The following is a 25,637-nucleotide window of genomic DNA, read 5'->3' as shown; positions in this document are numbered from 1 at the left end:
TCGGCCCGGCCTTGTCCGGGTCGGCCGGTTCGCCCGGACGATGCGGGTCCGCGCGGTCGACGAAGGAAAGGGGTGCCCGGTGGGTGATGTGGTCGGGTTGGTGTTGGCGGCCGGGGGTGGGCGGCGGCTCGGGGGGCGGGCCAAGGCCCGACTGGTGCATCGGGGCCGGCCGCTGGTGGAGTTCGCGGTCGCCGAGTCGCGCCGCGGCGGCTGCGACCGGGTCGTGGTGGTACTCGGCGCGGAGGCCGACGCGGTGCTCGCCGAGGCCGACTTGACCGGTTGTGTCGTGGTGCGCAATGACGACTGGGCGAGCGGGATGGGCTCCTCGCTCGCCGCCGGGGTCGCCGCGCTGCCCGCCGACGCCGATGCCGTCGTGGTCACCCTGGTGGACATGCCCGGCGTGGGCGCGGCGGCGGTGGCCCGGTTGATCGCCGCACACGCCGCGCCCGAGGACCTGATCGCGGCGGCCTACGCGGGCCGGCGCGGCCATCCCGTCCTGTTCGGGCGCGCCTGGTGGGCCGAGTTGGCGGCCGGGGCCGAGGGGGACGCCGGCGCCCGGGCGCTGCTCGCCGAGCAGCGGGATCGGGTTCGGCTGATCGAGTGCGCCGACGTCGCCGACCCGTTCGACATCGACACGCCCGCCGACCTGGCCCGGCTGGATCCCTGAACGACCGAGGACCCGAGCCGCCGGGGGCTCGGGTCCTCGCATACTCGCGTACCGGCGTACCCGCGCGCACCGGCGCACTCACGCACCCGCGTACTCACTCACGCGTCCCCCGCGACTCGGGAGCCGCGACTCGCCTCCGGGCACACTCGCGCCCGGCCGCACGCGCGGCCTCGGGCCCCTGTCGCCGGCGGGGCTCCCGTACCGACTCCGGGATCGCTCTCGAACCCGCCGGCTACGCCTGGTTGAAGAACCCGTCGTGGTTCTGCTGTGTCGGGTCGCCCGTGAGCAGCCGCGCGTCGGCCGGCATCAGCAGGAAGACCCGCTTCGCCAGCCGCTCGATCGCACCGCGGCGGCCGAAGGTCAACCCCGACGCGAAGTCGACGACGCGCTTGGCGTCGGATTCGTCCATCGCGGTCAGATCGATCACGACCGGGATGTCCTGCCGGAAGTATTCGCCTATCGCCCTTGCCTCGTGGTAGCTCTTCGGGTGCACGACGGCGATCCGGGTGCCCGGCTGCGCCGGCGTCTCCGAAGCGGCCGCGCGCGCGGCGAACACCTCCGAAGCCGGCACCACGCTGCCCTCCAGGGCGCGCGAACGCGACTCCTCGGGCTCGTCGTCGTAGACCCAGCGCGATCCCGTGTCGTCGTCGTCCGCGTCGTATGTCCCGGTCTCGTAGGCACCCGCGCCGGTGCGGTAAAGGTCGTCGTCCACGTCCCCCGAACCGATCCCGAGCCACGAGCCGGCCTTGCGCAATGCGCCCATGGGCACCTCCGCGTCCGGTCGTCCCGGCCCCGTCCGGGTTATCTCGTCATCCTCCACTCGACCGAACTGTATGCGAGTGCCGGGTCCGGCGCGTCGAACGACGCGCCTATAAACGGACAGATCATCCAACCGACCTCGAACGGGCGTACTCGGTGCGGCTTCTGACGCCATTTGAGATCTTTATCCGCGTATTCCGAGCGAACCGCATCGAAAGTGCACCCGGCTCGCTCGAACACGATATCTCGAACTGGTGTACGAATAACGGAATATGCCCACCGAATGAACCCGAACGGTCCACTGGTACATACCTCTACCGGAGGACCGGGGGCAGGTCGCAGACTCGGATGCGACATCTTCGGAGGTGAGCATGGATTCGCCTTTCCGCATCGTGCGGCCCCCTCGTCCGCTCGAAGAGCCGTATCCCTCCCGTGCCCGGATCAACGAACAGGTCGGCGCCGTCTGGGAATGGGGGATGCGCGAGGATCCCACCGCGGCCGTCCGGCTCTACCACCAACTCGGCGAGGTCGCCGCCCGGGTGCTCGGCGGCACCGATCGGGACACGCTCAACGTGCGCCGCGCATATGCGCACTTCGTCGGGATCGACGGCGACCCGCGGCGCGCCGCCCAGTTGTTGGCGGGGCTGATCCCGGTGGCGGGCCAGGCGCTCGGCCCGGGCGACTGGGTCACCCTCGACATGCGGCTGTGCCACGCCCGGTTCATCGGCGAGGGCGGGGAGGCGCCACGTGCGACGACGTTGTTCACCCAGCTGGTCGCGGACATGACCCGCGCGCTGGGCGCCGAGGCGGAGAGCACGCTGACCGCACGCAGCTACCTGGCCCGTTTCACCGGGGAGTGCGGCGCTCCGCTCCGCGCCGCGGAGATGTACGGCGCGCTCGCGATCGACTCGATCCGGATCCTGGGCGCCGACTGCCTGGAGTCGTTGGTCGCCCGGGCAGGCCACGCCGTCAACCGCGGCCTGGCCGGCCACCGCGGCGAGGCGCTGGCCCTGTACGACCCACTGGTCGCCGACTTCGCCCGGGTTTTGGGCCCGGATCACCCGGAAACTCGGCAGACCCAGACCTGGCAGCGATATTTCCGAGGGGGAACCGGCTGAATCCGGTGGGGGCCGGCGGCTAAAGTGGCCGGCCGACACGACCGGAACGGGGACACGGTGGTCATGGAAGCACTGCGCGACGGGGATCCGACGCGGCTGGGGCCGTATCGGCTGCGCGGCCGGCTGGGTGAGGGCGGGATGGGCGAGGTCTTCCTCGGCACGTCCCCGAGCGGCGTCCGGGTGGCGGTCAAGACCGTGCGTCCGGAGTTCGCGATGGACCACGGTTTCCGGGACCGGTTCCGGCGCGAGATAGACCTGGCGCGGCGGGTGGACAGCGCCTGGACCGCGCCGATCGCCGAGGCCGATCCGGACGCGCAACCGCCGTGGTTGGCCACCGAATACCTGACCGGCCTCTCGTTGTCCGAGGCGATCAAGGCGTACGGCCCGCTGCCCGAGGGCGCGTTGCGCATCCTGGGCGCGCAGTTGGCCGAGGCGCTGATGGCGATCCACCGCGCGGGCCTGATCCATCGCGACCTCAAGCCGTCCAACGTGATCCTGGGCCGGGATCGGCTGCGGGTGATCGACTTCGGCATATCCCGGGCGGCGGACGAGGGCGGCCAGGGGCTGACCGGGACCGGACGGGTGGTCGGGTCGCCGTCGTTCATGTCGCCGGAACAGGCGGGCGGGCGGCGCCTCGGTCCGGAGAGCGACGTGTTCTCGCTGGGTTCGGTGCTGGTCTTCGCGGCCACCGGGCGGGGTCCGTTCCACGCGGAACCGCCGGTGGCGCAACTGCAGATGATGATGCGGGTGCTGCGCGACGCACCCGCGTTGGCGGAAGTACCGGACGGGCTGCGGGACTTGATTCGGCACTGCCTGGACAAGGAACCCGAGGCGCGACCGGCGCCGGCCGAGATCCTGGCCCGCTGCATGGGCGACTCCGAACCGTCGCTGGGCACTTCGTGGCTGCCGGCAGCGCTCGCGGCCGAGTTGGAGCGGCGGCACCTGGGCGATCCGGCGCTGCCGGATCCGGTGACCGCTTCGACGGGTGAACCCCCCACCCGCGCGTTGGGGGCGGGCGCGGACGCGGCGGCGCCGACGACGGTCGCCGTGGCGGTGTCCGACGCGCCGGGCGAACGGGCCGCCGCGCCGCCGCCACCGGCCCTGCCGCCGACCGTCGGCGTGCCGGAACCTCCGCCCGACAAGCGGGGGTTGGCCCGTCGGGCGTTCCTGATCGGCGGCGGCGCGGTGGCCGTGGCCGCGGTGGGTGGCGGTGCGGGCTGGTTGTTGATGGGCGACGACGCGGATCCGGGCAGGCGGGTGTGGTCGTATCCGGCGGGCACCGGCGGCGGTTCGTCGCTGAGTGTGCAGGGCGATCTGGTGTTCCACGTCGCCGACGGCGCGGGCGGCGGCAAGGGTCAGGTCACCGCGATCGACGCGGAATCCGGCCAGAAGGTCTGGCGCAAGGCCACCGCGGGCAACTCGGTGTCCGCGCCGCTGGCGACCAAGGACCACCTGTTCGTCGTCTCCTGGACGGTGGACCCCTCGACCTCGGTCGCGGAGCAATCCCAGCCGGCCCTGTGCACGGTGCAGGCCTTCGACCCGGTCAAGGGCGAACTGCGGTGGAGCCTGGAGTACAAGGCCCGCTGGGTGAACCTGCCGGCCGCCCTGGACCAGGGCCTGCTGTACCTGGGCGTCGCCGAGGAGAACTCCTACAGCAGCGCGCCCGGGGCGATCGTCGCGATCGACGCGGCCACGCACCGTGAGGTGTGGAGGGCGGGGCTGACGGCGGACACGGGCATGCCGGGGACGCCGACGTTCGCGAACGGCATGGTGGTCGTGGTCGCTCAGCCCAAGGCGTCCTACAACCCGTCGGCGGTCCACGCGTTCGATCGGTCCGGCAAGCCGAAGTGGCAGGTCCCGTTCAAGAGCCGGCCGTGGGGCCGCGATCCGGTGATCCTCGGCGACCGGGTGATCACGGTGGTGACCGACAGTTCCAGCGGGGGCGTCTTCACCTGGCAGCGATACGCGCTCGACGCGGCCACCGGGGCGGTGTTGTGGGGGCCCATCTCGGTCAACGGCGGCCAAGCCCGTTCGCTCACCGTGGCCGGCGACCACGTCTTCCAGGTCTACGACGGGGCCACCGACGAGGCCAAGTCGGGAGTGGTGGCGGTGGACCCGCTCACGGGCTCGCAGGTGTGGAAGTTCGAGATGGAGGCCCGGAACGCGAGCGAGATCACCCGGGTGGACGACGTGGTCTACGTCGCGTGTCACCCCTCCAAGCCGCAGGCGGGCGTGACACCGAGCGCGACCACGACCGCCGGCCCGGCGCCCACCAACCCCCCGGCCACGTCGGTGTCCAAGGGCGAGGTCTACGCGTTGGAGGCGGCTACGGGCGTGGTGCGGTGGTCGGCCGAGATGCCCTCGTACGGCGCACTGGAGGCCCCCGTCGTCGCGGGCGACAAGGTCTACATCGCGATGGACGCCGCCAAGCCGGACGCCTCGACCGACGACGCGGCCCAACTGCTGGCCCTGCACACGAAGACGGGCAGGGTCGCCTGGAAGGCCTCCCTCCCGTCCCCGGTCTCGTCCCGCCCGGTGACCGCACGGGGCAACGTGTACATCGCCCAGTGGCTCCGCCCGAACGAGGGCAACCCGAACGCCTCGGTAATCGCATACGAGCAGTAGCACCTTCCGGACACGGGCGGGTCGGGACGGCACATGGCCCGCCGGCGCACTCGCGCGGACGAACGCGCCACCCGCCCGCCCCATGCGCCTCGCGCGGATCCCCTCGCGCGTGCGCATCCGCGCGGACACATGAATGGGCGCGCAGCGGGAACGGGAAATCCGGTTGCGGTATCCGGTTTGCCCGTTCCGCCGCCGACTCGCGCCTCCCGTCCCCGGCTTCCGGTGGCCGCAGGTGGTGCGCGTCGGCTGCTCCGTATCGGGTGCCCCGCGTTCCGCGACGCACACCCCTACTGCCCGAGACGAGGAAGCATGGCCGAGTTGGGACCCGTCGACGCGATCGTGTTGGGCTTTCCGGGTCAGCGGCTGACCTCCGCCGTACTCGACGCGTTCGAGTCGGTCGAGGAGCGCGGCGATGTCCGGCTGATCGACGCGCTGATCGTGGTCAAGGACATCGCGGGAGTGGTGAGCAGCCACGAGGTCAGCGAGTTCGAGGGCCTGCGGGACATGGCGGCCGAGTTGGCCGCGCGCGAGTTGCTGGGCCTGGCCGGCGCCGAGGACGCCGAGCAGATCGGGCAGGTGATGCCGCCGGATTCGCTGGTCGTGGTGCTGTTCGTGGAGAACATCTGGGCCCGCGAGGTGGCGACCCGGATCCGCGACTCGGGCGGCCGGTTGCTCTCGTACACCCGCCTGCCGCAGTCCGTCCTGGACGAGGCGGAAGAGGCCTTGGCGGGCAGTCCCGACGGCGGCTGAGCCCGGCGGGCCGAGGGAAACGAATCGATCTCCGGAGGGTAAAGCAGGGCAAAATCCTGCAACCCGCCCCACCGGTTGGACGTCTCAACCGGTGCAAGGGCACATCCCCAAGCACGTGGAGGTCGACATGACCACCGGCATTCGCCGTACCGCCGTCGTCGCGGTGACCGCGGGACTCCTGCTCGCCGGCGGCCTCGCCGCCCCGGCACTCGCCGCGGAGGCCTCGCCACCGGGCAGCCATCAGGCGGCCCGGCAGATCGGCGTCGTGGAGAAGGTGACCGCCTTCTACGACCAGTACCTGGACGCGATCAACGGCACCAACCCGAACATGGACCCGACCGAGGTCCGCAACGAATTCCTCACCCCCGAACTCAACGCCCGCCTGGACGACTGGGCCGAGGAGAACATGGCCGACCCGGTCTTCCGCGCCCAGAACACCCCCGAGAGTCGCGACGTCCGCTACGAGGGCAGCGGCGCCGGCCACGCGACGGTCATCGTCACCGAGCACTTCGGCGACGGCTCGACCATCGACGTCTGGTATCGGGTCCCGCTCGACGGCGGCCGAATCTCGGACCTGAAGGATGCACCGCAGTAGGCCGGTTGGCCCCGAAGGGGGAGGGCCGAGGCCACGTTCGGCCTCACCCCTCCCCCTTCGCACACTCAGGCGGACTCGGTGGGCAGCCCGGCGCCGACCCAATCCTCGATGCCCTCGGCGTACTTGCGCACGTTCGTGTACCCGAGGCGCGTCAGCCGATCGGCCACCTGGCCGCTGTTCGGGCAGCCCGGGTTCGAGCAGTAGGTGACGATCGCGGCGTCACGATCGGGCAGCAACGTCGGCGCCAGGGTGTCCACGTCGTCCCGAACCAGGGCAACGGCCCCCGGCAGATGCTGCTTGGCCCAGTACTCCCCACCGAGCGCGTCCACAAGAATCACGGTGCCGCCGGCGATCTCGGCGCGCAGCTCGTCCCGGCTGATGAGCGCGGTCATGGCGATGCCTCCCACCTCACAGAGAATCGGACTAGAGTCCGCTTATGCCCGAGGACATTAACGGACCACAGTCCGCTTCCGCAATCCCGGTGGACCTGGACCTGCTCCGCACCCCGCCCCCCAAGGAACGCGCCGACGCGGCCCGCAACCGCGCCGCCATCCTGGACGCCGCCGCGCGGCTCTTCGCCGAACACGGCGTCGCAGCCGTCTCGATGGACCAGATCGCCACGGCGGCCGGCGTCGGCAAGGGCACGTTGTTCCGCCGCTTCGGCGACAAGTCGGGGCTGGCCACGGCCCTGCTGGACGCAAGGGAACGCAAGCTCCAGGAAGCCATCCTCGGCGGCCCGCCCCCACTGGGCCCGGGCGCCCCGGCAGAGCAACGCCTCACGGCATTCCTCGACGCCTACGTCGACTACCTCCTGGAACACCTCGACCTGATCCGCATGTCGGAAACCTCGACCCCGGGCGCCCGCTACCGAATCGGCGCCTACAGGTTCTGGCACCGCCACGTGGCGATCCTGCTCCCCCGGGAAACCCCGGACCCCGACTACACGGCCCACGCCCTACTGGCCCCACTGGCCGCCGAACACGCAACGGCCCTACTCCCGGAACTGGGCCCGGCCCGCATCCGAGAGGGCATCCTCCACCTGGCCCGAACTACAACCGGAACCCGGCCCCGCTGAGTGTCCGAAGACCCACCCCCGGGCAGGAATCGCCTCATGGTGGAACTACCCCCGGAGACCCGCCGGATGATCGAAACGCCACACATCTGGTACGTGGCAACGATCAACAAGGACGGATCCCCCCACGTCAGCCCGATGTGGCTGGGCCTCGACGGCGACCTGCCCCTGATCAACACCGCAATCGGCCGCATCAAGGAACAAAACCTACGCCGCGACCCCCGCATCTGCCTGTCCCTGGCGGACCCGGCGAACCCCTACGACCGAGTACAAATCCGCGGCCACGCCGCACACTTCATCCAGGGCCCAGAGGCAGACCGAAACATGGACAAGCTGGCCCACACCTACCTGGGCACCGACCACTACGAATGGCGAGTCCCCGGCGAACAACGCGTCATCATCCTGATCGAGCCCACCAAAGTCCGCCGCATAGTCGGAGTCGAACCCTTCCCCAAAGGAACTCCGGGCTCAACGACCCCATAGGTCGGGCGTCCGGGAAGCTCCGGTCATGGGGACTCGGCGGCGAGGGTCAAGGGTGGCGCGGGGGTGGAGTTCGGCTCGTCCGGATGCGGGAGCAGCATTTCCGGGGTCAGGACACATTCGTCGCGGAAGCCTCTGGCCACCACCAGCGTGCTGCCGATCGAGCCGGTGACGTATTGGGGGTCCAGGTCGGTGGCCAGGAACCACGAGGTGGGGCCGGCGGTACCCGGGGACCAGCCGCAGCAGCCGGACACCCAGTCGTGGTGAACCAGTTCGGCGACCAGGCCGAGGCCCCGGCCGTGGTCGAAGCGGCGGGGCGGGGCGAGTTGGGGCCCGTAGCCGTAGGGGGTCCAGGTCGGACGCGGCACCACCTCGCGGATGCCGATGTACACGACGGGGGCGAACTCCCTTTCACCGCTGTCGATTTGCACCAACTGAGCCTTGATGCCGACGATCAGCCACTCCGCCTCCGAGCGCAGCGCCGCGTCCGCGACCAGTTCGGAGGCCATCAGCACCAGGCTCGCCCGCGCTTCGTCGAGCAGCCGAAGCCCGTCGCTCACCCGCCTGACGGTCTCCCGCACATCCCGGGCCGATTCCGGCGCCACGGGTACGGGCTTGGCGATGGCAATCTCGCTCATCGCCGCTCCCTCGAACCGTCGACCCCGTCCAGGGCCCGCGTCAGATAGGCGTGCAACAGCTCCGCCCCCACCCCGTCGAGCCGCAAAGCGGTCTCCCCGACGGCCTCGCCCCGAGCCCCCTCGCGCAGCACCAGCGGCACCACGATCAGGCCACTTCTTTTGTCCCGAACCGGCCGACCACCGGGCTGGACGGTGGTGAACGTGCCTTCGGGCGCGTTGGGATCGCACGTCATGGGGCGCCTCCTTGGGGCGTGGTGCGCGGACCGCCGGAGGATCCGTCGCGATGAATGATGTGGACGGGCAGGACGTGCCGCCGCTGCCTGTGCGTCAGCCGAGGCCTCGGCGATCGGTCGGTGCCGACTGGGCGTGACCGACCGCCGTGCGACCGTCCCCTATTGCTGGGAGACGCCTCGATCTATAGTGTTCTAGAACACTGCGACAAGTCAACAGCTGCTCTAGAGCGCACTAGAACAGAAGGGTGTGACCGTGGCCGGCGCACAGGGATTGCCGCCGTATCGGCGGATCGCGGCCGAGATTCGGGCCCGGATCGATCGTGGTGAACTGCGGCCCGGTGACCGGGTGCCGTCCGTGCGGGAGATCGTCGAGGCCGAGAATGTTTCGATCGCCACCGCCACCCGGGTCGCCGCCGTGCTCCGTGCGGATGGCTACGCCGAATCGATTCCTGGCGTGGGGACGATCGTCGTCACGCCACGACGCCTGACCACGGGGCCGGACCGCCTGGCGCTCCTGCGGGCGACGGGGACCGGGTTCCGCTCCGGCGAGAGGGTCGAGATCCTGAGTGCGGAACTCGTCGTGGGCACCGGCCATGCAACCGATGCGCTGGGCCTGGCGGATGGCACCGAAGTCGTACGCAGACGGCGGTTGTATCGCGACGACGAGGGCGTGATCGCCCTCTCGACGTCCTGGCTCCCGGGACAACTCGCCGAGGCGGCGCCGGAATTGCTGGTCGCCGAGCCGTTGCCGACGATGACGTTCGGTCTCGTCGAGGAGCGCTCCGGACGCCGCGCCACCCGACGTCGCGATGTGGTCGCGCTGCGGCCCATACCGGAAGACGCGGCCCGGATCATGGGGGTCGAACCGGAGACCCCGGCGCTGACCATGACGAACCTGTACTGGGACCAGCACGACAATCCGACCGAATACGCGATGGACATTCTCGGCGCGGGCCGTGAACTGTCGGCCGACTACATCCTCGATTAGGGCCGTGACCTGGCGGGGTCAGTGGGCTGCCGTCAACCGACTGCCCGGGCGCCAGGCTTGCTCGTGGGGGATTTCCGTGCCCGGGGTGTGGCCGGCTTCGAGGTGGGTCAGGACGGATTCGATGTAGTGGCTTTGGCCGTCCGTGCGCATGGGGGCGATCTTCGCGGCGGCGAATTTGCGGATAATCGTCGCGTCGGCGTTGGTCCACAGGTGGTCGGTGGCCAGGGCCAGGCGGGTGAGGACGTACTCGAACGCTGCGTGGGAGAACTGGAGTTCCGAGCCCGCCGGGGGTTCGAGCGTGGGGTGGGCGGTGAAGCTGCGGAGTTTGACCAACGCGTCGGGCTCCGGGACGGGGCGGCCCTCCTCCGGGGGTTCGAGGGCCTCCAGGTAGGCCAGGCCGTTGCGCAGCCGCTGGGTGACGCCCTGCTCCGTGCGCTCCGAGACGCAGCGGCCGACGAGTTCGGCGCCGTTGAGGGCCAGGTGTGCGGCGGCGAGGTGGTGGGCCTGCGCCACCAACGACCCCGCCGCCGACACGAATTCGCGCAGTACGCCCGCCGTGTGGAGGTACTTGCAGGCGTAGGGCGAGATCCCGTAACGCGCGGAGGCCGGCGCCCAGACCTCGGCCTCGCCGCGCGGCAGGGCATGTCGGGTACGTCGGATCGATGGCTTCATGGCCTCATGGGTACCGTCGGCCCAGGCCCTCGGACAACCGGATTTCGCCGCCGGATCACTCGGCCGCCGGCTCGGCGGCAAGGTGGTGGGAGAGGAGCGGAATCGCCGCCAGGGACACCGCCAGGGTTCCGGCGCCCGCCAGTTGCAGGGCTCCCGTACCGCCCAGGGCGCTTGCCGCCGGGCCGCCCAACGCGGCGCCCGTCAGGTTGGCGGCGTTCAGGCCGGCGCTGGACGTGGCGAACGCACGGCCTCGGGTCTCGGGTGGCACACGGGCGTGGATCAGGTTGCGAATGGCCAGGTTGGCCAGCACGTTGGCCACGCCCATCAGGACGAACATGACCACGGCGACCGCGAACACCGCCACCGTGGCGCTGATCAGCAGGCACCCGCCGGACAACATCCCGGCACCGATCAGCACCGCCGGCTGCCGCCCCACCGGGATCCGCCCGGCCAACAACGCGGCCGCCAGCAGCATCCCGGCCATGTGCGCGCTGACCAACCAGCCGTACCCCGTGTCGTCGGCGCCCAGGTCGTCCCGAACGAAAAACACCCGCGCCACATGCAGGATCGCGGTGAACACCACCGCCACCGCAAGCGTCGGGATCGCCACCCGCAACACCCGATCACCGCCGAGTACGCCGACCCCCTCGCGCACCTGCGCCGGCCACCCCGGCCGGGACCGCCCGCCCGACACCGGCTCGCGCCGGATCCGCAGCGCCACGAACGCCACCGACATCACGGCATAGGACACGACGTTCCCGAGCAGGACCACCCGATCACCGACCCCGGCGACCGCGAGACCGGCCGCCGCCGGACCCGCCACATTGCCGACCGAGCGAAACGTCTCCATCCGCGCGTAGCCCCGAGCCGCCCCCTCGTCCCCGACGATCTCCGGCACGAGCAGTTGCAACGTCGGCGACACCACCGCCAGACCGGCCCCGAGCAGCGCCAACAGCACGATCACGCCGACCACATTCGTCGTGACCACCAACCCCAGCGCCACCACCGCCTGAAGCCCGGTCGCCACGACCACCAGCCGGCCGCTCTCCACCCGGTCCACCAGCGGCGCGGCCAACGGCCCCACCACCACGATCGGCAATACGCTCGCCACCACGAGGGCCGAGATCACCGCGCCCGACTGCCCCTGATCGTGTAATCGCAGGACCAGCACGACCATCGCCATCTGGTCCCCCATCGCGGACACCCCGTAGGCCGCCGCCACCACGGACAGCACGACTTCGCGATTCCGCCTCATCCCCGGATCCTGCCCACCGACACCGACGCCCGCACCGCCCGAACCGCCCATCCGCACGCCGGCGTGTTGCGGCCGGAAGGGATTAACCCCTCCCGCAAACGATGTTGTCCGAGTGATCACACATGATCATCAACATCGCCGACAGGAGCTGACGACATGGCGGAGCGCGCACACATCGGTGTCACCGGACTGGCCGTGATGGGCCGCAACCTGGCCCGCAACTTCGCCCGACACGGACACACCGTCGCCGTGCACAACCGGACCTCGGCCAAGACCCGGGCCCTCGTCGACGAGTTCGGCCACGAAGGCAGCTTCCTACCCGCCGACACCGCCGAGGAGTTCGTCGCCCTCCTCGAACCACCCCGCCGCCTGGTGATCATGGTCAAGGCCGGCGCCCCCACCGACGCGGTGATCGACGAGTTCGCCGCGCTCCTCGACCCCGGCGACATGATCGTCGACGGCGGCAACGCGCACTTCGCGGACACCCGCCGCCGCGAGGCCGCACTGCGCGAGCGCGGGATCCACTTCGTCGGCACCGGCATCTCCGGCGGCGAGGAGGGCGCGCTGCTCGGCCCGAGCATCATGCCGGGCGGCTCCCCGGAGTCCTACGCGGCGCTCGGCCCGATCCTGGAGGACATCGCCGCGAAGGTCGACGGCGTCCCGTGTTGCGCGCACATCGGCCCGGACGGCGCCGGTCACTTCGTCAAGATGGTGCACAACGGCATCGAGTACGCCGACATGCAGCTGATCGCCGAGGCGTACGACCTGCTCGGCCGCGCCGCCGGGCTGCGGCCGGCCGAGATCGCCGAGGTGTTCCAGGGCTGGAACTCCGGCCGCCTGGAGTCGTACCTGATCGAGATCACCGCCGACGTACTGGCACACACCGACGCGGACACCGGCCGGCCGTTCGTCGACGTGGTCCAGGACCGCGCCGAGCAGAAGGGCACCGGGCGCTGGACCGTGCAGACCGCGCTCGACCTGGGGGTTCCGGTCAGCGGCATCGCCGAGGCGGTGTTCGCCCGCTCGCTGTCCGGCCACACCGACATCCGCGCGGCGGGCCGGGGCCTGCCCGGACCGGCGCCCACCACGCTCGACGGGGAGGCCGCCGCGCGCTTCGCCGACGACGTCGAGCAGGCGCTGTACGCGTCCAAGATCGTGGCGTACGCCCAGGGCATCCACCAGATCGAGGCGGGCAGCACCGAGTACGACTGGGCGATCGACGCGGGCAGGGTCGCCGAGATCTGGCGTGGCGGCTGCATCATCCGGGCCCGCTTCCTGAACCGGATCCGCGAGGCGTACGACTCCCCGCAGCGGCCCGAGTCGCTGCTGAGCGCCGACTACTTCCGCGACGCGCTCGCCGGTGCCCAGGACGCGTGGCGTCGCGTCGTCGCCACGTCCGCCGAACTGGGCATCCCCGCACCGGGGTTCGCCGCCGCCCTCGCCTACTACGACGGCCTGCGCTCGCCGCGCCTGCCCGCCGCGCTGATCCAGGCCCAGCGCGACTTCTTCGGCGCGCACACCTACCGCCGAGTGGACCGCGACGGCACCTTCCACACCGAATGGTCCGGCGACCGCAAGGAACACGCGGTCTGACCGACGTCGGCGAACCCGGCGGGGGCGCCCACCCCGTCCCCGCCGGAAGCCCTCACTCCCAGCGCCCCGCCAACAACCGCGTCATCGCGCCCGTCAACGACCCGCGCAACTGCCGCCGCACCGCCGGTGTCAGATGGCGCAGCCACAGGTGCGCCGCCCGATCGCCCATCAACCCCACGCACAGCAGCGGATCCTCGAACAGGAACCCCGGGGCGTGCCAGCTCACGCACGCGTCCGGATCGGGGTCCACGGCCGGCACGTGCCGGATGCCCACCGCGGCGAGCGCCGACGCGCAGATCAGACAACACGCGCCGGCGGCGTCCTTGAACTCGCCCGTCTCCAGCGGCAGTCCGAGTGTCCTGGCCTGATGCAGGCAGTCCATCTCGGCGTGTAGTCCACGCTTGGCCGAGCCCTCGAAGACGCGCCGGCCGAAGCTCATGACGCAGTCGGCCTCGGCCCGCGCCGGCAGCCCCCGCCCGGACGGCTCGACCCGCTCGGCGGCGGTCCGCACCCATCCGACCCACTCGCCGGCGATCTTCGGCACGATCATGTCCGCGGGCGGCATCTGCGCTCGGCCGCCGGCAACCTTCGGACAGTACTCGCAGTGCATGGCGCCTCCCCAAAGACGACATGCCGAAAGCTAGCGTGGGCGGGACGACGCCACCAGCACAAGACCGGCCGAAACCCGGCGGAAACCTACCGGAACGAACACCGGGGACATGCCGGAGCAGAACGCCGGAGCGCAACGCCGGGGACGGAACACCCGGGAAAAACACCGTTGTGCGGCCGAAGGGACTCGAACCCTCATATCCTCTCGGACGGCAGGACCTAAACCTGCTGCGTCAACCAATTGCGCCACGGCCGCGTACGACCGGCCTTCGCGACGATGCCCCGAGGCCGACCAGGGCTCATGGTAGTGCCCCGAGCTGCGGCCGGCCGGCACATATCGACCGCGACCAACCGTCCGGCCGGCACTCGGAACACACCACACCACCCCGAAACCAACCATCCGGCACCCGCGGCTCAGCCGAGCAGCCGCCCCGTCGCCCGCCGCGCCAACGCCAACGCACCGTCGCGCGTGGTCCCGCCGAGCCCCAGGACCGTTCGCGTACTCAGCCCCTCGAGGAGCGCCAGCAACTCGGACGCCGCCACGACCGGATCGTCGACGACTAGCACCCCCTTGGCCGCCCCCCGGGCCAGCACCGCGGCCAGGTCCCGCTGCCACCCCAGGTCGATCTCGTCCTGCGCGGCCAGCAGTTCCGCGTTGCCCGCCGTCCGGGCCCACAGCTCCACCCAGAGCATCCAGCGCGGATCGCGCGGGCCCACCGGCAGGTACAGGTCCAGGAACAGGTCCACCTTACGATCGGCGGCGACCCGGCGGGCGAGCAACCGGGTGCGCTCCTCGGCCAGCCGGTCCTCGCTCCAGCGCAGCGCGGCCAGGAGCAGCTGATCCTTGCTGCCGAAGTAGTACAGGATGTGCCCGCCGCTGGTGCCCAGGCGCTCGGCCAGACCGGACATGGTCAGCGCGGCCAGGCCGTTCTCGGCGATCGCCGCGATGGCCTCCTCCAGCATCCGGTCCTGCGCGATCCGACCGTCGCGCCGCCTCGTGGCCACCACCGATACCGCCTCTCGACCGCGCGACCACCCCGCCCGCGCAAGGGCTCGACCCTACTCCCCCGCCGGCGCGAACCTTGAACGACGGTCAAATTCTTCCCCTCTTCGCCACGAACCCTTGACACTCTCCCCCACCTCGGCACACCTTGAGTGACGTTCAAAGTCCTTGAATGCCATTCAAGCTTTCCGCCGGCCGAACGAGCCGCACACCACGTAGAGGAGGTCCGGTGGCCCTGCCCCGCACGGACTCAGCCGGCGAATCCGGGACCGTCGTCCCGTCCGACCTCGGCACCGGCGTCGCCTCCGACGAGCTGTTCCAGGTGGAGACCCGGGGGATCGACCCGATCCCGGACCACGAGCGCCACGGCAGCGCCAGGGACGTCTTCTGGCTCTGGTTCGGCTCGAACCTCTCCTTCACCTTCGTGATCAACGGCACGCTCGCGGTGATGTTCGGGTTGTCGTTCTGGGCGGCCATCGCCGTCGTCGTGATCACCGGCCTGTCCTTCTTCGCGGTCGGCGCCCTGGGCCTGGCCGGCGTCCGCACCGGCACCGCGACGCTGGTGATCTCGCGCGCCGCGTTCGGCGTACACGGCAACTTCCCGGCCGGCCTGCTCAACTGGGTGGTCGGCATCGGCTACACCATCCTCAACACCGTGGTCGGCACCTTCGCCCTCGAAGGGCTCTTCGCCAAGCTCGGCTGGGCCGGCGGCGACCTCGCCCGGGTGGTCGCGCTGGCGATCACCCTCTCGCTCACCTTTGCGGTGGCGATGTGGGGGCACGCCACCGTGCAGGCCGCGGAGCGCTGGATGGCCTACGTCCTGGGCATCGGCTTCGGCCTGCTGATCCTGTTCGTGGTCCCCGGCCTGAAAACCGGCGACGCGCCCGAGACCTCGAACACCTTCCACGCGATCTCGCTCGCCGTGCTCGTCATGGTCGCCGGCCCGATCTCCTACCTGCCGATGCCCTCGGACTACACCCGCTACCTGCCCCGGGACACCTCGCTGCGCTCGATCACCCTGTGGGGCGCGGCCGGCGGGATGCTCTCCTCGGTGCTGCTTGGCGTACTCGGCGTGGCCGCGGCCACCCAGGCCGACATGAGCGACCCGGTGGCGGGCGTGGCCGACCTGGTGCCGGGCTGGTTCGAGGCGCCGTTCCTGCTGCTCGTGGTGGGCGGCTCGATCACCAACTCGATCCTGACCCTGTACTCCTCCAGCCTGAACCTCCAGGTGCTGGGCATCCCGTGGTCGCGCTCCAAGGGCATTCTGGTCAGCACCGCGTTCATCCTGGTCGGCTCGTTGTGGGCGCTGTTCAACGGCAACTTCACCGACAACCTGACCAGCTTCCTGTCCGTGCTCGTGGTGGTCTTCGCGCCGTGGGGCGGCGTGTTCATCGCCGACACGCTGATGCGCCGTTGCCGCTACGACGCCGACGGCCTGCACGACATGCGCGGCGGCGCCTACTGGTACACCCGAGGCTTCCATCCCGCCGGAATGATCGCGCTCGGCGCAGGCATCGTCTTCGCCGCGCTGACCGCCGAGTCCGCGCTGTGGACCGGCGCGCTCGTGGAGACCTTCGACGGCGACTTCACGCTGCTCGGCGCGGTCGTCTCCGGACTCCTCTACTGGGCCATCGCCCGCCGCGAACCGCAGTTCGCCGAACACTGATCGACCCCGCACCAGACCCCATCGCACCACCACCCTGGAGTTTCACCGTGTCCCGCACCGCCGACCTGGTCCTGCGCAACGCGCTCATCCACACCGTCGACCCCGACCTGCCCGAGGCCGAGGCGCTGGCCGTCCGGGACGGGCGGATCGCCTGGGTGGGCGCGGACGCCGACGCGGCGGCCTGGATCGGTCCGGAGACCACCGTGCTCGACGGCGCCGGGCGGCGGGTGCTGCCCGGCTTCATCGACGCGCACAACCACGTCCGGCTCGGCTCGGACGACGCCTGCGTACAACTCGCGGGGGCGCGCACGCTGGCGGACATCCACGAACGCATTCGCACCTGGCTGGCGGCCAACCCGGACGCCGAGTGGATCGAGGCCGAGGCGTTCGACTACTCGGCGATCCCCGACGGGCGCATGCCGCGCGCGAGCGACCTCGACCCGGTCACCGGCGACGTGCCGGCGTTCGTGCTCAGCTACGACGTGCACACCGCGTGGCTCAACAGCGCCGCGATCAAGCGGCTCGGCATCACCCGGGACAGCGACGTGCTGCCCTTCGGCCGGGTGGACAAGGACCCGCAGACGGGCGAACCGACGGGCTTCGTCAAGGACTTCGCGGTGCGCGGCCTCTCCCGGGACGGGCATCGGGCGCTGCGCGAGTCGGGCGTGCCGTGGGCTTCGGCCGACCGGCAGTACGGGCGGCTGGCCAAGAGCCTGGACGACGCGATCCGGTTCGGCATCACCACCGTGGTCGAGCCGCAGAACTCGCTCGACGACCTGGCCCTGTACACCCGGGCGCGGCACGAGGGTCGGCTGCGCTCGCGGATCGTCGCGGCGCTGTTCCACCCGCGCGGCACGACCGACGCCGACCTGGACGAATTCGCGGCGGCGGCACGGGAGTTCGCCGACGATCGGCTGCGGGTGGGGCCGCTGAAGCTGTACATCGACGACGTGGTCGAGCCGCGCACCGCCGCGCTGCTGGAGCCGTATCGCGGGTGCGCCCATCACCGGGGCGAGACGTTCTACCCGGCGTCGGAGTTCGCCGATCTGCTGGCGCGGCTGGACGGTCGGGGCTTCCAGTGTTTCGTGCACGCGACCGGGGACCGGGGCATCCGCACCGTCCTGGACGCGGTCGAGCACGCCCGGGCGGTCAACGGCGAGCGGGACGCGCGGCACCAGGTGGTGCACGTGGAGTGCCTGGATCCGGCGGACGTGTCCCGCTTCGCCGAGCTGGGCGTGGTGGCGTGCATGCAGCCCAGGCACTGCGCGCCGGAGATCGCCGGGCCGGGGCAGGACTGGGCGGAGAACGTCGGCGAGGAGCGCTGGCACAAGGCGTGGCCGATGCGGAGCCTGCGGGCCGCCGGGGCGGTCCTGGCGCTGTCCAGCGACTGGAACGTGGCCGAGATGGACCCGATGGTCGGCGTGTACACCGCGCTCACGCGCGCACCGCTGGCCGGCGGGGCGGCGTGGATCCCGGAGGAGACGCTCGACGTGGAGGCCACGATCCACGGCTACACGATGGGGTCGGCCTACGCGAACTTCCTGGAGCACGAGCGCGGATCGCTCACGGTCGGCAAACTCGCGGACTTCGTGGTGCTCTCACGCGACATCATGCGGGTCGCCGCCGCAGAGATTCCGGGCACGGTCTGCGAGATCGTCGCGGTCGCCGGCGAAATCGTCCACACGGCCTAGCGCCCGGACCGGCGGGGTTCGGGCGGGCGGCCTCAAACGCCGGCCGGGCTGATTCACCCGGCCTCCGGCCGAGGTGGCCTCAAACGCCGGCCGGGCTGAATTCCGCTCACCCCGGACACGGGCCGAGCCCACATCAGCCCGGCCGGCGCTTGAGGCCGCCCGCCCGGACTCCGGGCCGACCCAAGCAAAGCCCGGCCGGCGCTTGAGGCCGGCCACCTCGGACACGGGCCGAGCCCACATCAGCCCGGCCGGCGCTTGAGGCCGCCCGCCCGGACTCCGGGCCGACCCAAGCAAAGCCCGGCCGGCGCTTGAGGCCGGCCACCTCGGACACGGGCCGAGCCCACATCAGCCCGGCCGGCGTTTGAGGCCGCCCGACCGGACACCGGGCCCAGGCAACCCAGCCCGGCTCGACCGGGACCCGTTCAGCCCGGCCGGCGTTTGAGGCCGCCCGCCCGGACCCTGGCCGATCCAACGCAGCCCGGCCGGCGTTTGAGGCCGCCCGGCCGGGCTCTGGGCGGCTCGGCCCCAGGCCACTGGCGTGCCTGGCCGGCCGCCCGAACCCCGGGCGACAGCCCGGATCTCAGGCCGCTTCGAGTTTCAGGTCCTTGAGGAGTTTGGCCACGTGGCCCGTGGCTCGGACGTTGTACAGGGCGCGTTCGAGTTTGCCGGTCTCGTCGACGATGAACGTGGAGCGGATCACGCCCTTGACCGTCTTCCCGTACATGGTCTTCTCGCCGAAGGCCCCGTACGCCTCCAGCGTGGCCTTGTCCGGGTCGGCCAGCAAGGTCACCCGCAGGCTCTCCTTCTCCCGGAACTTGCCCAGCTTCTCGGGCTTGTCCGGGGAGATGCCGAGCACGTCGTAGCCGGCCCCGGCCAGCAGGTCGAGGTTGTCGGTGAAGTCGCACGCCTGCTTGGTGCAGCCCGGGGTCAGCGCGGCCGGGTAGAAGTACACGATGACCTTGCGGCCCGCGTAGTCGGACAGCGAGACGGACTTGCCGTCGGCGTCGGACAGGGTGAAGGCGGGGGCGGTGTCGCCCGCCTGGAGGCGGTCGCTCACGAAGAACTCCTCGAATCGAATCGCTCGGCAACGCAACGTACGTCCGCAACGCTAGCGCCGCGGTCGGACCGATCCCGGCCCCGCGCCCCGCGCCGACCGCGCGTCCTGGGGGCGCGTTCTTCGCCAAAGCCGGGCAAAAACCGACGCCCGGGTGCCCTTGTTGCCACCATCACCCAATTGCGAGCCTTTTGCAGGTGCGGTCCGAGGTCATAGGATCCCTCCGCCGAATCCGGCATTTCGGGAGGGGCCACATGCATATACCCAACGGCTTCATCGACGGCCCCGTATCCGCGGGCGCCGGCGTGATCGCGGTCGCCGGCGTCGCCGTCGGCCTGCGCGGCGCACGCCGCGAGCTGGACGAGCGCACCGCACCGCTGGCCGGCCTGGTCGCGGCCTTCGTCTTCGCCGTCCAGATGCTCAACTTCCCCGTCGCGGGCGGAACCAGCGGCCATCTCCTCGGCGGCACACTCGCCGCGATCCTGGTCGGCCCGTACACCGGCGTGTTGTGCGTGGCGGTCGTACTGCTCATGCAGGGCCTGTTCTTCGCCGACGGCGGGCTGACCGCGCTCGGCCTGAACATCACCATCATGGGCGTCGTGACGGTCGTGGTCGGCTATGGCCTGTACCGGCTCACCCTCGGTCTGCTGCCCGCCCGGCACTCGTCCGTGCCGATCGCCGCGTTCGTCGGCGCGCTGGTCTCGGTGCCCGCCGCCGCCTGTGTGTTCACCCTCTTCTACGCCATCGGCGGCACCACCGACGTATCGATCGGCAAGGTCGCCGGCGCGATGATCGGCGTACACGTGCTGATCGGCATCGGCGAGGCGATCATCACCGCCGCCACCGTCTCCAGCGTGCTGGCGGTACGGCCCGACCTCGTCCACGGCGCGCGCGGCCTGGCGCGTCCCCTCGAACTGCGCTCGGCTGGGGAGACCCGATGACCCGCGTCCGTACCCGCACCCTGCTGATCGCCGGGGCCGTGCTCGCCCTGATCCTGGCCGGATTCGTCAGCTACTACGCCAGCCAGAGCCCCGACGGCCTGGAGAAGGTGTCCGCCGACAAGGGCATCGACGCCAAGGAGCAGGACCACCAGCTCAAGGACGGGCCGCTGGCCGACTACAACGTCAAGGGTGTGCACAACGAGCGCGTGTCCGGCGGCCTGGCCGGGGTGATCGGCGTCGCGGCCACCCTCGCGGTCGGTACCGGCGTGTTCTGGCTGGTCCGGCGCCGCCCGATCGACGCCGCCCCGGCGAAGCCCGCCCGCGACACCGTCGACTCGGGCAGCGGCGGCTGACATGACCGGCGGACCCGAACACCGGCTCTTCCGCCCGGGCGACTCGCCGGTGCACCGGCTGCCGCCGCACTGCAAGCTGCTCGCGCTGATCGGCTTCGTCCTGGCCACGGTGTCCACCCCGCGCGAGGCCTACTGGGCCTTCGGCGCGTACGCGGCGCTGCTCGCGGTCGTCGCCGCCATCGCCCGCGTCCCGGCCGGCTTCGTACTGCGCCGGATGCTGGTGGAGACCCCGTTCGTGCTCTTCGCGCTGCTCCTGCCCTTCGTGGCCGGCGGGCCGACCGTCGAAGTGCTGGGCCTGACGGTCAGTCACGACGGCCTGCTCGGCGCCTGGAACGTACTCGCGAAGGGCACCCTCGGGGTGGTCGCCGGCGTCCTCCTCGCGGCCACCACCGAACTGCGCGCACTGCTGCTCGGCCTGCGGAAGCTGCGCATGCCGCCGCTGCTGGTGCAGATCATGTCGTTCATGCTGCGCTACGGCGCGGTGATCACCGCCGAGATGGGCCGGATGCGGATCGCCCGCGAATCACGCGGCTTCGTCGCGCGCGACCTGCGCCAGACCCCGGCGGTGGCCAAGTCGGCCGGCGCGCTGTTCATCCGCTCCTACGAGCGCGGCGAGCGGGTGCACCTGGCGATGCTCAGCCGCGGGTACACCGGGACCATGCCGATCCTCGTGGACACCCGGGCGGGCGCCGCCCAGTGGGCCGCCGCCGCGACGCTGCCCGCGGCGGCGCTCGCGGTGTGGGCGGGGGCGCTGCTCCGGTGACCTCGCGCGTGACCGGACAATCGCGGGATCCGCGACACCGCGCGAGACGAAAGACGCCCGCGCACCCCGAGGGACACCGCGCGACCCGAGAACGGAGTACCCCCCGTGAGTGAATCGCCGCCCGCCACCACGCCCCCCTCCCTCGTCGTCCGCGGCCTCGCCTACGCCTACCCGGACGGCCACCAGGCCCTGTTCGGCGTCGACCTGACCATCGCCCGCGGCGAACGGGTCGCCCTGCTCGGCCCCAACGGCGCCGGCAAGACCACCCTCGTCCTGCACCTGAACGGGATCCTGACCGCCGGCGCCGGCACCGTCGAGGTGGCCGGACTGCCCGTGGCCGGGGAGCACCTGCGCGAGATCCGCCGCCGGGTCGGCATCGTCTTCCAGGACCCGGACGACCAGCTGTTCATGCCCACCGTCCGGGAGGACGTCGCGTTCGGCCCGGCCAACCTCGGCCTGCGCGGCGCCGCGCTGGAGGAGCGGGTGCGATACGCGCTCGACCGGGTGGGCATGGCCGACTTCGCCGACCGGCCGCCGCACCACCTCAGCTACGGCCAGCGCCGCCGGGTCGCGGTGGCCACGGTGCTGGCGATGGAGCCGGAGATCCTGGTCCTGGACGAGCCCTCCTCGAATCTCGACCCGGCGAGCCGACGCGAATTGGCCGACGTACTCCGTTCGCTCGACGTCACGGTGCTGATGGTGACCCACGACCTGCCCTACGCGTTGGAGCTGTGTCCACGTTCGGCGGTGCTCGCGGGCGGCGTGGTGGTCGCCGACGGGGACACCCGCGATCTGCTCCTGAACCGCGATCTGATGGCCGCCCACCGGCTCGAACTCCCCTACGGTTTCGACCCGTCCTCGGTGCCGGCGTAGGCGCTCGCAGCGCGCCGAAGGACGCCACGGGACCCGGTTGCCCCGGGGCCGGGGAGGTAACTGACAGACTTGGGCGACACACGAGCGCAGGAGCCGGAGAGGACGGGTTGTGAGCGACCACGGGCGGGAACTGTCTCCGGCGGAGTTGGAGCGGCAAGGCCGGGCGGCATTGGGCCGTCCGGTGACGGCACACGCTGAGCGGAGTCGGGTGGAGTCGGTGAACGGTGCACACAAGGCTGACGTTTCGAACGCCGGGCACGGGGACGGCAAGTCCGCCGGCCACGAGGTGAACGGTGCCCCCGACCGGCGTACACCGCAGCAGATCGAACGGGACATCGAGACGGCCCGGGCCAATCTGGCGGTGACCCTGGACGAGATCGTCGACCGGGTGAAGCCGGCCAACGTGGCGGCCCGCGCGAAGGACAAGGTACGGGCGCAGTTCATCGACAGCGACACCGGCGCACCGCGCACGGAGCGCATCGTGCCGCTCGCGGGCGGCGTGGCGGGGCTGGTCCTGCTGGTGGTCCTGGTCAAGAGCCGGGGCCGCGACAAGGCCGCGGCGAAGAAGGCCAAGGCCGCCGGGAAGCGCTGACCACCGCGGCACGCCGGTCGGGCCGACGCCGGGTCCGGCCGCGTGCGGCCCGGCCGAGGCCGATGCGGGACCGCTTCCGGGCCGGAGCGGATCGAGACATCACACCTCCCGGTGACGCACGTTCGGCCTCGGACGGGTAGCTTGTCGAAGCGTGAGTTCCGACAGGTCCCAGTCTTCGAGCAACAACACCGCCCACGACCTCGGCGAGAAGCTGCCCATCCGCATGCTGCACGACCGTGTTCTGGTCCGCCAGGACGCGTCGGAGGGTGAGCGCCGCTCCGGCGGCGGCATCCTGATCCCCGCGACCGCGCAGGTCGGCAAGCGGCTGGCGTGGGCCGAGGTGGTCGCGGTCGGCCAGAACGTCCGCACCGTCGAGCCGGGCGATCGTGTCCTGTACGACCCCGAGGAGCGCGCCGAGGTCGAGGTGCGCGGGGTGCCGTACGTCCTGCTGCGCGAGCGCGACCTGCACGCGGTCGCCGCCGAACGCATCGAGGTCTCCGGCGAGGCCACCGGCCTGTATCTCTAGCGCGCCCCGCCGCCGCCCGATCCGGCGGATCGGGCGGCGGCGTCCTTCGCACGCCGGACGGAAGGTCCGTTCACCATCGGGCGGCCCACACCGGCCGATTCACCCCTCGGGGTGAACTCTTCTGCCAGGATGACCCGATCCGCGGGAAGACCGGCCACGAGGAGAGGGACAGATGCCGCGACGTCGGATCTGGATAGCGGCGCTGTGCGCGGTCGCCCTGGCGGGCTTCCTGGCCGGCGGCCTGGTCGGGGTGTTCGGCGGTGGCGACGGGGGCTCCTCGCATGCCGCGGCGACCTCGCCGGTGCCGACGACCACGTCGCCTTCGCCGACGGCGGTGACCGCCGGGCAGATCAGCTCCGCGCCGCCGACCAGCGCCCCGCCCACCTCGGCGTCGCCGACGCCGTCCAAGAGCGCGTCCGCCAAACCGCCGTTGGCCGCCAACGGGCGCTATGTGCTGCTGTTGCCGGACGGCCGGGCGATGGACGTGATGGGCGCCAGCGACCGGGATCGGGCCGCGGTGATCGCGTACCCGATGGGACCGGGCAAGGCGAACCAGCAGTGGGTGATCCGCGACGCGGGCGGCGGCTTCGTCCGGCTCGAGTCGGCGCTCTCGCGCAAGTGCCTGGAGGTGTCCGGCGGCCGGGAGCCGCGCGCCTACCAGGACGACTGCGGGCGCGCCGAGAACCAGATGTGGAAGCCGCAGCCCAGCGGCTCCGGCGTGGTCCTCGTGGCCCGCAACGGAGCCGCCCTCGGGCTGGGCGACCGGGTCGGCGGTCAGCAGGGCCTGGGATTGGTCCCGGTCGGCTCCGGGTCGGTGTGGCAGCCCAGCGGCGCCTGAGCGACGACCACCGCCCGACCGTCGTCGTCCTCGTACGGCGCCGGGTCCCCGTATGCCCGATGTGCTCTCCGGCACGCCTGAACGGCGGAACAGCACGGGCTCTGCCGCGGTTGCACCTCAGAGCACCGATGCGCCCGCGTGCGGGACGGCGGGCGGGAGACGGGCCGGAACGCGGCCGGGAACGGGCCGAGTGACGGCCGAAAGCGGGCCGGAGAGAGGGACGCGGAGTGGACGCGGTAAAGCTGTCGGTACTGGACGTGGCACCGGTCGGGACGGGATATTCGGCGACCGAGGCGCTACGGACGAGTACCGAGTTGGCCAAGCGGGCCGAGCGATGGGGCTTCCATCGGTTCTGGGTGGCGGAGCACCACAACATGCCCGGCATCGCCAGTTCGTCCCCGCCGGTGCTGCTCGCGCATCTGGCCGCGCACACCACCACACTGCGCCTGGGTTCGGGCGGGGTGATGTTGCCCAACCACGCGCCGCTCGTGGTGGCCGAGCAGTTCGGCACCCTGCAGGCGCTGCACCCCGGCCGGATCGACATCGGCATCGGCCGGGCCCCGGGCACCGACCAGGTCACCATGCGCGCCCTGCGGCGCGGCGGCGGGGCCGAGTCGGTGGACGAGTTCCCGCAGGCGCTCGGCGAGTTGATCGGCTTCGTCACCGGGCGGTTCGCCGAAGAGCACCCGTACGCGCGGATGCACGCCGTGCCGGGCCCCGCGTCCGGGATCGAGGCGGGCGGCGAGTTCGCCACCGGGGAGGCGCCGGTGTGGCTGCTCGGATCGAGCGGTTACAGCGCGCAGTTGGCCGGGATCCTCGGTCTGCCGTTCGCCTTCGCGCACCACTTCAGCGGACAGCACACGCTGCCCGCGCTCGAGCTGTACCGCGAGTCGTTCCAGCCGTCGGCGTCGCTCAAGGAGCCCTACGCGATGATCGCGGCCGGGGTGATCGCGGCCGACACCCGGGAGCAGGCCAAGCGGCTCGCGCTGTCCCAGGCGTTGTCGATGCTGAAGCTGCGCGGCGGCAACCCCGGGCGCATCCCGTCGCCGGAGGAGGCCGAGGCGTATCCGTGGACGCCGGCCGAGCGCGAGTTCGTGGAGAGCTACCAGCGGCAGCACATCAGCGGGGACCTGGCCGACGTGCGGGCGGGCATGCGGGAGTTGCGCGAGCGCACGCAGGTGGACGAGTTGATGGTGATCAGCAACGTGTACGGGCACGACGCGCGGATCCGGTCGTACGAGCTGATCGCGAAGGCTTGGGGGCTGATCGAGGAGTAGGGGCGC

26 protein-coding genes, 1 tRNA gene and 1 pseudogene are annotated in these 25,637 nt (G+C 71.6%); 18 read left to right on the top strand and 10 right to left on the bottom strand.

Annotated elements, in window-relative coordinates:
* Positions 1-40 precede the first annotated feature (40 nt).
* A complete protein-coding gene (locus tag B4N89_RS19385; RefSeq protein WP_078977095.1) occupies positions 41-667 on the top strand; it encodes a nucleotidyltransferase family protein in 627 nt (208 codons plus the stop codon).
* A gap of 232 nt (positions 668-899) precedes the next feature.
* Here B4N89_RS19385 and B4N89_RS19380 read toward each other — a convergent pair whose 3' ends face one another.
* Positions 900-1,430 (bottom strand): cell division protein SepF, encoded by a 531-nt coding sequence (locus tag B4N89_RS19380; RefSeq protein ID WP_078977094.1) that lies wholly within the window; start codon positions 1,428-1,430, stop codon positions 900-902.
* A gap of 367 nt (positions 1,431-1,797) precedes the next feature.
* Between B4N89_RS19380 and B4N89_RS19375 the strand changes: the two genes are divergently transcribed.
* The 4 genes from B4N89_RS19375 to B4N89_RS19360 all read left to right on the top strand — a co-directional run bounded on the left by B4N89_RS19375 (position 1,798) and on the right by B4N89_RS19360 (position 6,514).
* Positions 1,798-2,544, top strand: coding sequence for a hypothetical protein (locus tag B4N89_RS19375; protein WP_078977093.1), 747 nt, complete (start codon positions 1,798-1,800; stop codon positions 2,542-2,544).
* A 63-nt stretch (positions 2,545-2,607) separates the two neighbouring features.
* Complete coding sequence (locus tag B4N89_RS19370) at positions 2,608-5,169, top strand: serine/threonine-protein kinase (RefSeq protein WP_143658026.1); 2,562 nt, start codon at positions 2,608-2,610, stop codon at positions 5,167-5,169.
* 309 nt (positions 5,170-5,478) lie between these two features.
* Positions 5,479-5,919: a DUF6325 family protein gene (locus tag B4N89_RS19365; protein WP_078977091.1), complete on the top strand. Its 441-nt coding sequence runs from the start codon at positions 5,479-5,481 to the stop codon at positions 5,917-5,919.
* Between the two features lie 127 nt (positions 5,920-6,046).
* On the top strand, positions 6,047-6,514 hold the full coding sequence (locus tag B4N89_RS19360) for a hypothetical protein (RefSeq protein ID WP_143658025.1): 468 nt from the start codon (positions 6,047-6,049) through the stop codon (positions 6,512-6,514).
* A gap of 65 nt (positions 6,515-6,579) precedes the next feature.
* Here B4N89_RS19360 and B4N89_RS19355 read toward each other — a convergent pair whose 3' ends face one another.
* Positions 6,580-6,906: a rhodanese-like domain-containing protein gene (locus B4N89_RS19355; protein ID WP_078977089.1), complete on the bottom strand. Its 327-nt coding sequence runs from the start codon at positions 6,904-6,906 to the stop codon at positions 6,580-6,582.
* A 44-nt stretch (positions 6,907-6,950) separates the two neighbouring features.
* On the opposite strand from B4N89_RS19355, the gene B4N89_RS19350 reads away from it, so the two are divergent.
* Positions 6,951-7,589, top strand: coding sequence for a TetR/AcrR family transcriptional regulator (locus B4N89_RS19350; protein WP_201260863.1), 639 nt, complete (start codon positions 6,951-6,953; stop codon positions 7,587-7,589).
* Positions 7,590-7,625: 36 nt separating this feature from the next.
* The gene (locus tag B4N89_RS19345; protein WP_078977088.1) at positions 7,626-8,069 is read left to right on the top strand and encodes a PPOX class F420-dependent oxidoreductase; all 444 of its coding nucleotides are present in this window, start codon (positions 7,626-7,628) and stop codon (positions 8,067-8,069) included.
* A gap of 23 nt (positions 8,070-8,092) precedes the next feature.
* Here the strand turns inward: B4N89_RS19345 and B4N89_RS19340 are convergent, their stop codons facing one another.
* Both B4N89_RS19340 and B4N89_RS19335 read right to left on the bottom strand, forming a co-directional pair.
* Positions 8,093-8,704 carry a hypothetical protein gene (locus tag B4N89_RS19340; RefSeq protein ID WP_078977087.1) on the bottom strand — a complete coding sequence of 204 codons (612 nt, stop codon included), beginning with the start codon at positions 8,702-8,704 and terminating at the stop codon, positions 8,093-8,095.
* Positions 8,701-8,937 (bottom strand): hypothetical protein, encoded by a 237-nt coding sequence (locus B4N89_RS19335; RefSeq protein ID WP_078977086.1) that lies wholly within the window; start codon positions 8,935-8,937, stop codon positions 8,701-8,703. The genes B4N89_RS19340 and B4N89_RS19335 overlap by 4 nt, the downstream gene beginning before the upstream one ends.
* A 247-nt stretch (positions 8,938-9,184) precedes the next feature.
* Between B4N89_RS19335 and B4N89_RS19330 the strand changes: the two genes are divergently transcribed.
* A complete protein-coding gene (locus B4N89_RS19330; protein WP_078977085.1) occupies positions 9,185-9,925 on the top strand; it encodes a GntR family transcriptional regulator in 741 nt (246 codons plus the stop codon).
* Between the two features lie 18 nt (positions 9,926-9,943).
* On the opposite strand, the gene B4N89_RS19325 is transcribed toward B4N89_RS19330, so the two are convergent.
* Entirely contained in the window at positions 9,944-10,597 is a 654-nt protein-coding gene (locus tag B4N89_RS19325; protein WP_078977084.1) for a hypothetical protein, read from the bottom strand.
* A 55-nt stretch (positions 10,598-10,652) separates the two neighbouring features.
* A complete protein-coding gene (locus B4N89_RS19320; RefSeq protein ID WP_161500753.1) occupies positions 10,653-11,852 on the bottom strand; it encodes an MFS transporter in 1,200 nt (399 codons plus the stop codon).
* A gap of 156 nt (positions 11,853-12,008) precedes the next feature.
* Between B4N89_RS19320 and gndA the strand changes: the two genes are divergently transcribed.
* Positions 12,009-13,445 carry an NADP-dependent phosphogluconate dehydrogenase gene (gene gndA, locus B4N89_RS19315; RefSeq protein ID WP_078977082.1) on the top strand — a complete coding sequence of 479 codons (1,437 nt, stop codon included), beginning with the start codon at positions 12,009-12,011 and terminating at the stop codon, positions 13,443-13,445.
* Positions 13,446-13,497: 52 nt separating this feature from the next.
* On the opposite strand, the gene B4N89_RS19310 is transcribed toward gndA, so the two are convergent.
* The 3 genes from B4N89_RS19310 to B4N89_RS19300 form a co-directional block, all read right to left on the bottom strand.
* Positions 13,498-14,055 carry a hypothetical protein gene (locus tag B4N89_RS19310; RefSeq protein WP_143658024.1) on the bottom strand — a complete coding sequence of 186 codons (558 nt, stop codon included), beginning with the start codon at positions 14,053-14,055 and terminating at the stop codon, positions 13,498-13,500.
* A gap of 171 nt (positions 14,056-14,226) precedes the next feature.
* Positions 14,227-14,310, bottom strand: a tRNA-Leu gene (locus tag B4N89_RS19305).
* A gap of 158 nt (positions 14,311-14,468) precedes the next feature.
* Positions 14,469-15,062 (bottom strand): TetR/AcrR family transcriptional regulator, encoded by a 594-nt coding sequence (locus B4N89_RS19300; RefSeq protein ID WP_414646381.1) that lies wholly within the window; start codon positions 15,060-15,062, stop codon positions 14,469-14,471.
* A 224-nt stretch (positions 15,063-15,286) separates the two neighbouring features.
* On the opposite strand from B4N89_RS19300, the gene B4N89_RS19295 reads away from it, so the two are divergent.
* The gene (locus tag B4N89_RS19295; RefSeq protein WP_101897121.1) at positions 15,287-16,723 is read left to right on the top strand and encodes a purine-cytosine permease family protein; all 1,437 of its coding nucleotides are present in this window, start codon (positions 15,287-15,289) and stop codon (positions 16,721-16,723) included.
* A gap of 47 nt (positions 16,724-16,770) precedes the next feature.
* Entirely contained in the window at positions 16,771-18,414 is a 1,644-nt protein-coding gene (locus tag B4N89_RS19290; RefSeq protein WP_078977080.1) for an amidohydrolase, read from the top strand.
* 580 nt (positions 18,415-18,994) lie between these two features.
* On the opposite strand, the gene bcp is transcribed toward B4N89_RS19290, so the two are convergent.
* A complete protein-coding gene (bcp, locus tag B4N89_RS19285; protein WP_078977079.1) occupies positions 18,995-19,471 on the bottom strand; it encodes a thioredoxin-dependent thiol peroxidase in 477 nt (158 codons plus the stop codon).
* A gap of 251 nt (positions 19,472-19,722) precedes the next feature.
* Here bcp and B4N89_RS19280 point away from each other — a divergent pair.
* The 7 genes and pseudogenes from B4N89_RS19280 to B4N89_RS19250 all read left to right on the top strand — a co-directional run bounded on the left by B4N89_RS19280 (position 19,723) and on the right by B4N89_RS19250 (position 25,631).
* Positions 19,723-20,762, top strand: a pseudogene (locus B4N89_RS19280) (energy-coupling factor ABC transporter permease).
* 1 nt (position 20,763) lies between these two features.
* A complete protein-coding gene (gene cbiQ / locus B4N89_RS19275) occupies positions 20,764-21,525 on the top strand; it encodes a cobalt ECF transporter T component CbiQ (RefSeq protein WP_078977078.1) in 762 nt (253 codons plus the stop codon).
* A 105-nt stretch (positions 21,526-21,630) separates the two neighbouring features.
* Positions 21,631-22,398, top strand: a complete 768-nt coding sequence (locus B4N89_RS19270; RefSeq protein WP_078977077.1) for an energy-coupling factor ABC transporter ATP-binding protein — start codon at positions 21,631-21,633, stop codon at positions 22,396-22,398.
* A gap of 217 nt (positions 22,399-22,615) precedes the next feature.
* The gene (locus tag B4N89_RS19265; protein ID WP_321170699.1) at positions 22,616-22,990 is read left to right on the top strand and encodes a DUF3618 domain-containing protein; all 375 of its coding nucleotides are present in this window, start codon (positions 22,616-22,618) and stop codon (positions 22,988-22,990) included.
* 223 nt (positions 22,991-23,213) lie between these two features.
* On the top strand, positions 23,214-23,516 hold the full coding sequence (locus B4N89_RS19260; RefSeq protein WP_078979465.1) for a GroES family chaperonin: 303 nt from the start codon (positions 23,214-23,216) through the stop codon (positions 23,514-23,516).
* Between the two features lie 172 nt (positions 23,517-23,688).
* Complete coding sequence (locus tag B4N89_RS19255; protein WP_078977076.1) at positions 23,689-24,354, top strand: RICIN domain-containing protein; 666 nt, start codon at positions 23,689-23,691, stop codon at positions 24,352-24,354.
* A gap of 227 nt (positions 24,355-24,581) precedes the next feature.
* Positions 24,582-25,631: an LLM class flavin-dependent oxidoreductase gene (locus B4N89_RS19250; protein ID WP_078977075.1), complete on the top strand. Its 1,050-nt coding sequence runs from the start codon at positions 24,582-24,584 to the stop codon at positions 25,629-25,631.
* Positions 25,632-25,637 lie beyond the last annotated feature (6 nt).

Source organism: Embleya scabrispora (assembly GCF_002024165.1).
GTDB classification, from domain to species: Bacteria; Actinomycetota; Actinomycetes; order Streptomycetales; family Streptomycetaceae; genus Embleya; species Embleya scabrispora_A.
The sequence above is the reverse complement of the archived record's forward strand: the minus strand, read 5'-3'. Positions and strand labels throughout refer to the sequence as shown.

Excerpts from the sequence above, each read along its gene's own strand:
- B4N89_RS19365 (WP_078977091.1), top strand. The coding sequence starts at position 5,479 with ATGGCCGAGTTGGGACCCGTCGACGCGATCGTGTTGGGCTTTCCGGGT.
- B4N89_RS19385 (WP_078977095.1), top strand. The coding sequence starts at position 41 with ATGCGGGTCCGCGCGGTCGACGAAGGAAAGGGGTGCCCGGTGGGTGAT.
- B4N89_RS19335 (WP_078977086.1), bottom strand. The coding sequence starts at position 8,937 with ATGACGTGCGATCCCAACGCGCCCGAAGGCACGTTCACCACCGTCCAG.
- B4N89_RS19380 (WP_078977094.1), bottom strand. The coding sequence starts at position 1,430 with ATGGGCGCATTGCGCAAGGCCGGCTCGTGGCTCGGGATCGGTTCGGGG.
- B4N89_RS19355 (WP_078977089.1), bottom strand. The coding sequence starts at position 6,906 with ATGACCGCGCTCATCAGCCGGGACGAGCTGCGCGCCGAGATCGCCGGC.
- gndA (WP_078977082.1), top strand. The coding sequence starts at position 12,009 with ATGGCGGAGCGCGCACACATCGGTGTCACCGGACTGGCCGTGATGGGC.
- B4N89_RS19345 (WP_078977088.1), top strand. The coding sequence starts at position 7,626 with ATGGTGGAACTACCCCCGGAGACCCGCCGGATGATCGAAACGCCACAC.
- B4N89_RS19260 (WP_078979465.1), top strand. The coding sequence starts at position 23,214 with ATGCTGCACGACCGTGTTCTGGTCCGCCAGGACGCGTCGGAGGGTGAG.
- B4N89_RS19320 (WP_161500753.1), bottom strand. The coding sequence starts at position 11,852 with ATGAGGCGGAATCGCGAAGTCGTGCTGTCCGTGGTGGCGGCGGCCTAC.
- B4N89_RS19370 (WP_143658026.1), top strand. The coding sequence starts at position 2,608 with ATGGAAGCACTGCGCGACGGGGATCCGACGCGGCTGGGGCCGTATCGG.
- B4N89_RS19360 (WP_143658025.1), top strand. The coding sequence starts at position 6,047 with ATGACCACCGGCATTCGCCGTACCGCCGTCGTCGCGGTGACCGCGGGA.
- B4N89_RS19310 (WP_143658024.1), bottom strand. The coding sequence starts at position 14,055 with ATGCACTGCGAGTACTGTCCGAAGGTTGCCGGCGGCCGAGCGCAGATG.
- B4N89_RS19255 (WP_078977076.1), top strand. The coding sequence starts at position 23,689 with ATGCCGCGACGTCGGATCTGGATAGCGGCGCTGTGCGCGGTCGCCCTG.
- B4N89_RS19350 (WP_201260863.1), top strand. The coding sequence starts at position 6,951 with ATGCCCGAGGACATTAACGGACCACAGTCCGCTTCCGCAATCCCGGTG.
- B4N89_RS19325 (WP_078977084.1), bottom strand. The coding sequence starts at position 10,597 with ATGAAGCCATCGATCCGACGTACCCGACATGCCCTGCCGCGCGGCGAG.
- B4N89_RS19375 (WP_078977093.1), top strand. The coding sequence starts at position 1,798 with ATGGATTCGCCTTTCCGCATCGTGCGGCCCCCTCGTCCGCTCGAAGAG.
- B4N89_RS19340 (WP_078977087.1), bottom strand. The coding sequence starts at position 8,704 with ATGAGCGAGATTGCCATCGCCAAGCCCGTACCCGTGGCGCCGGAATCG.
- cbiQ (WP_078977078.1), top strand. The coding sequence starts at position 20,764 with ATGACCGGCGGACCCGAACACCGGCTCTTCCGCCCGGGCGACTCGCCG.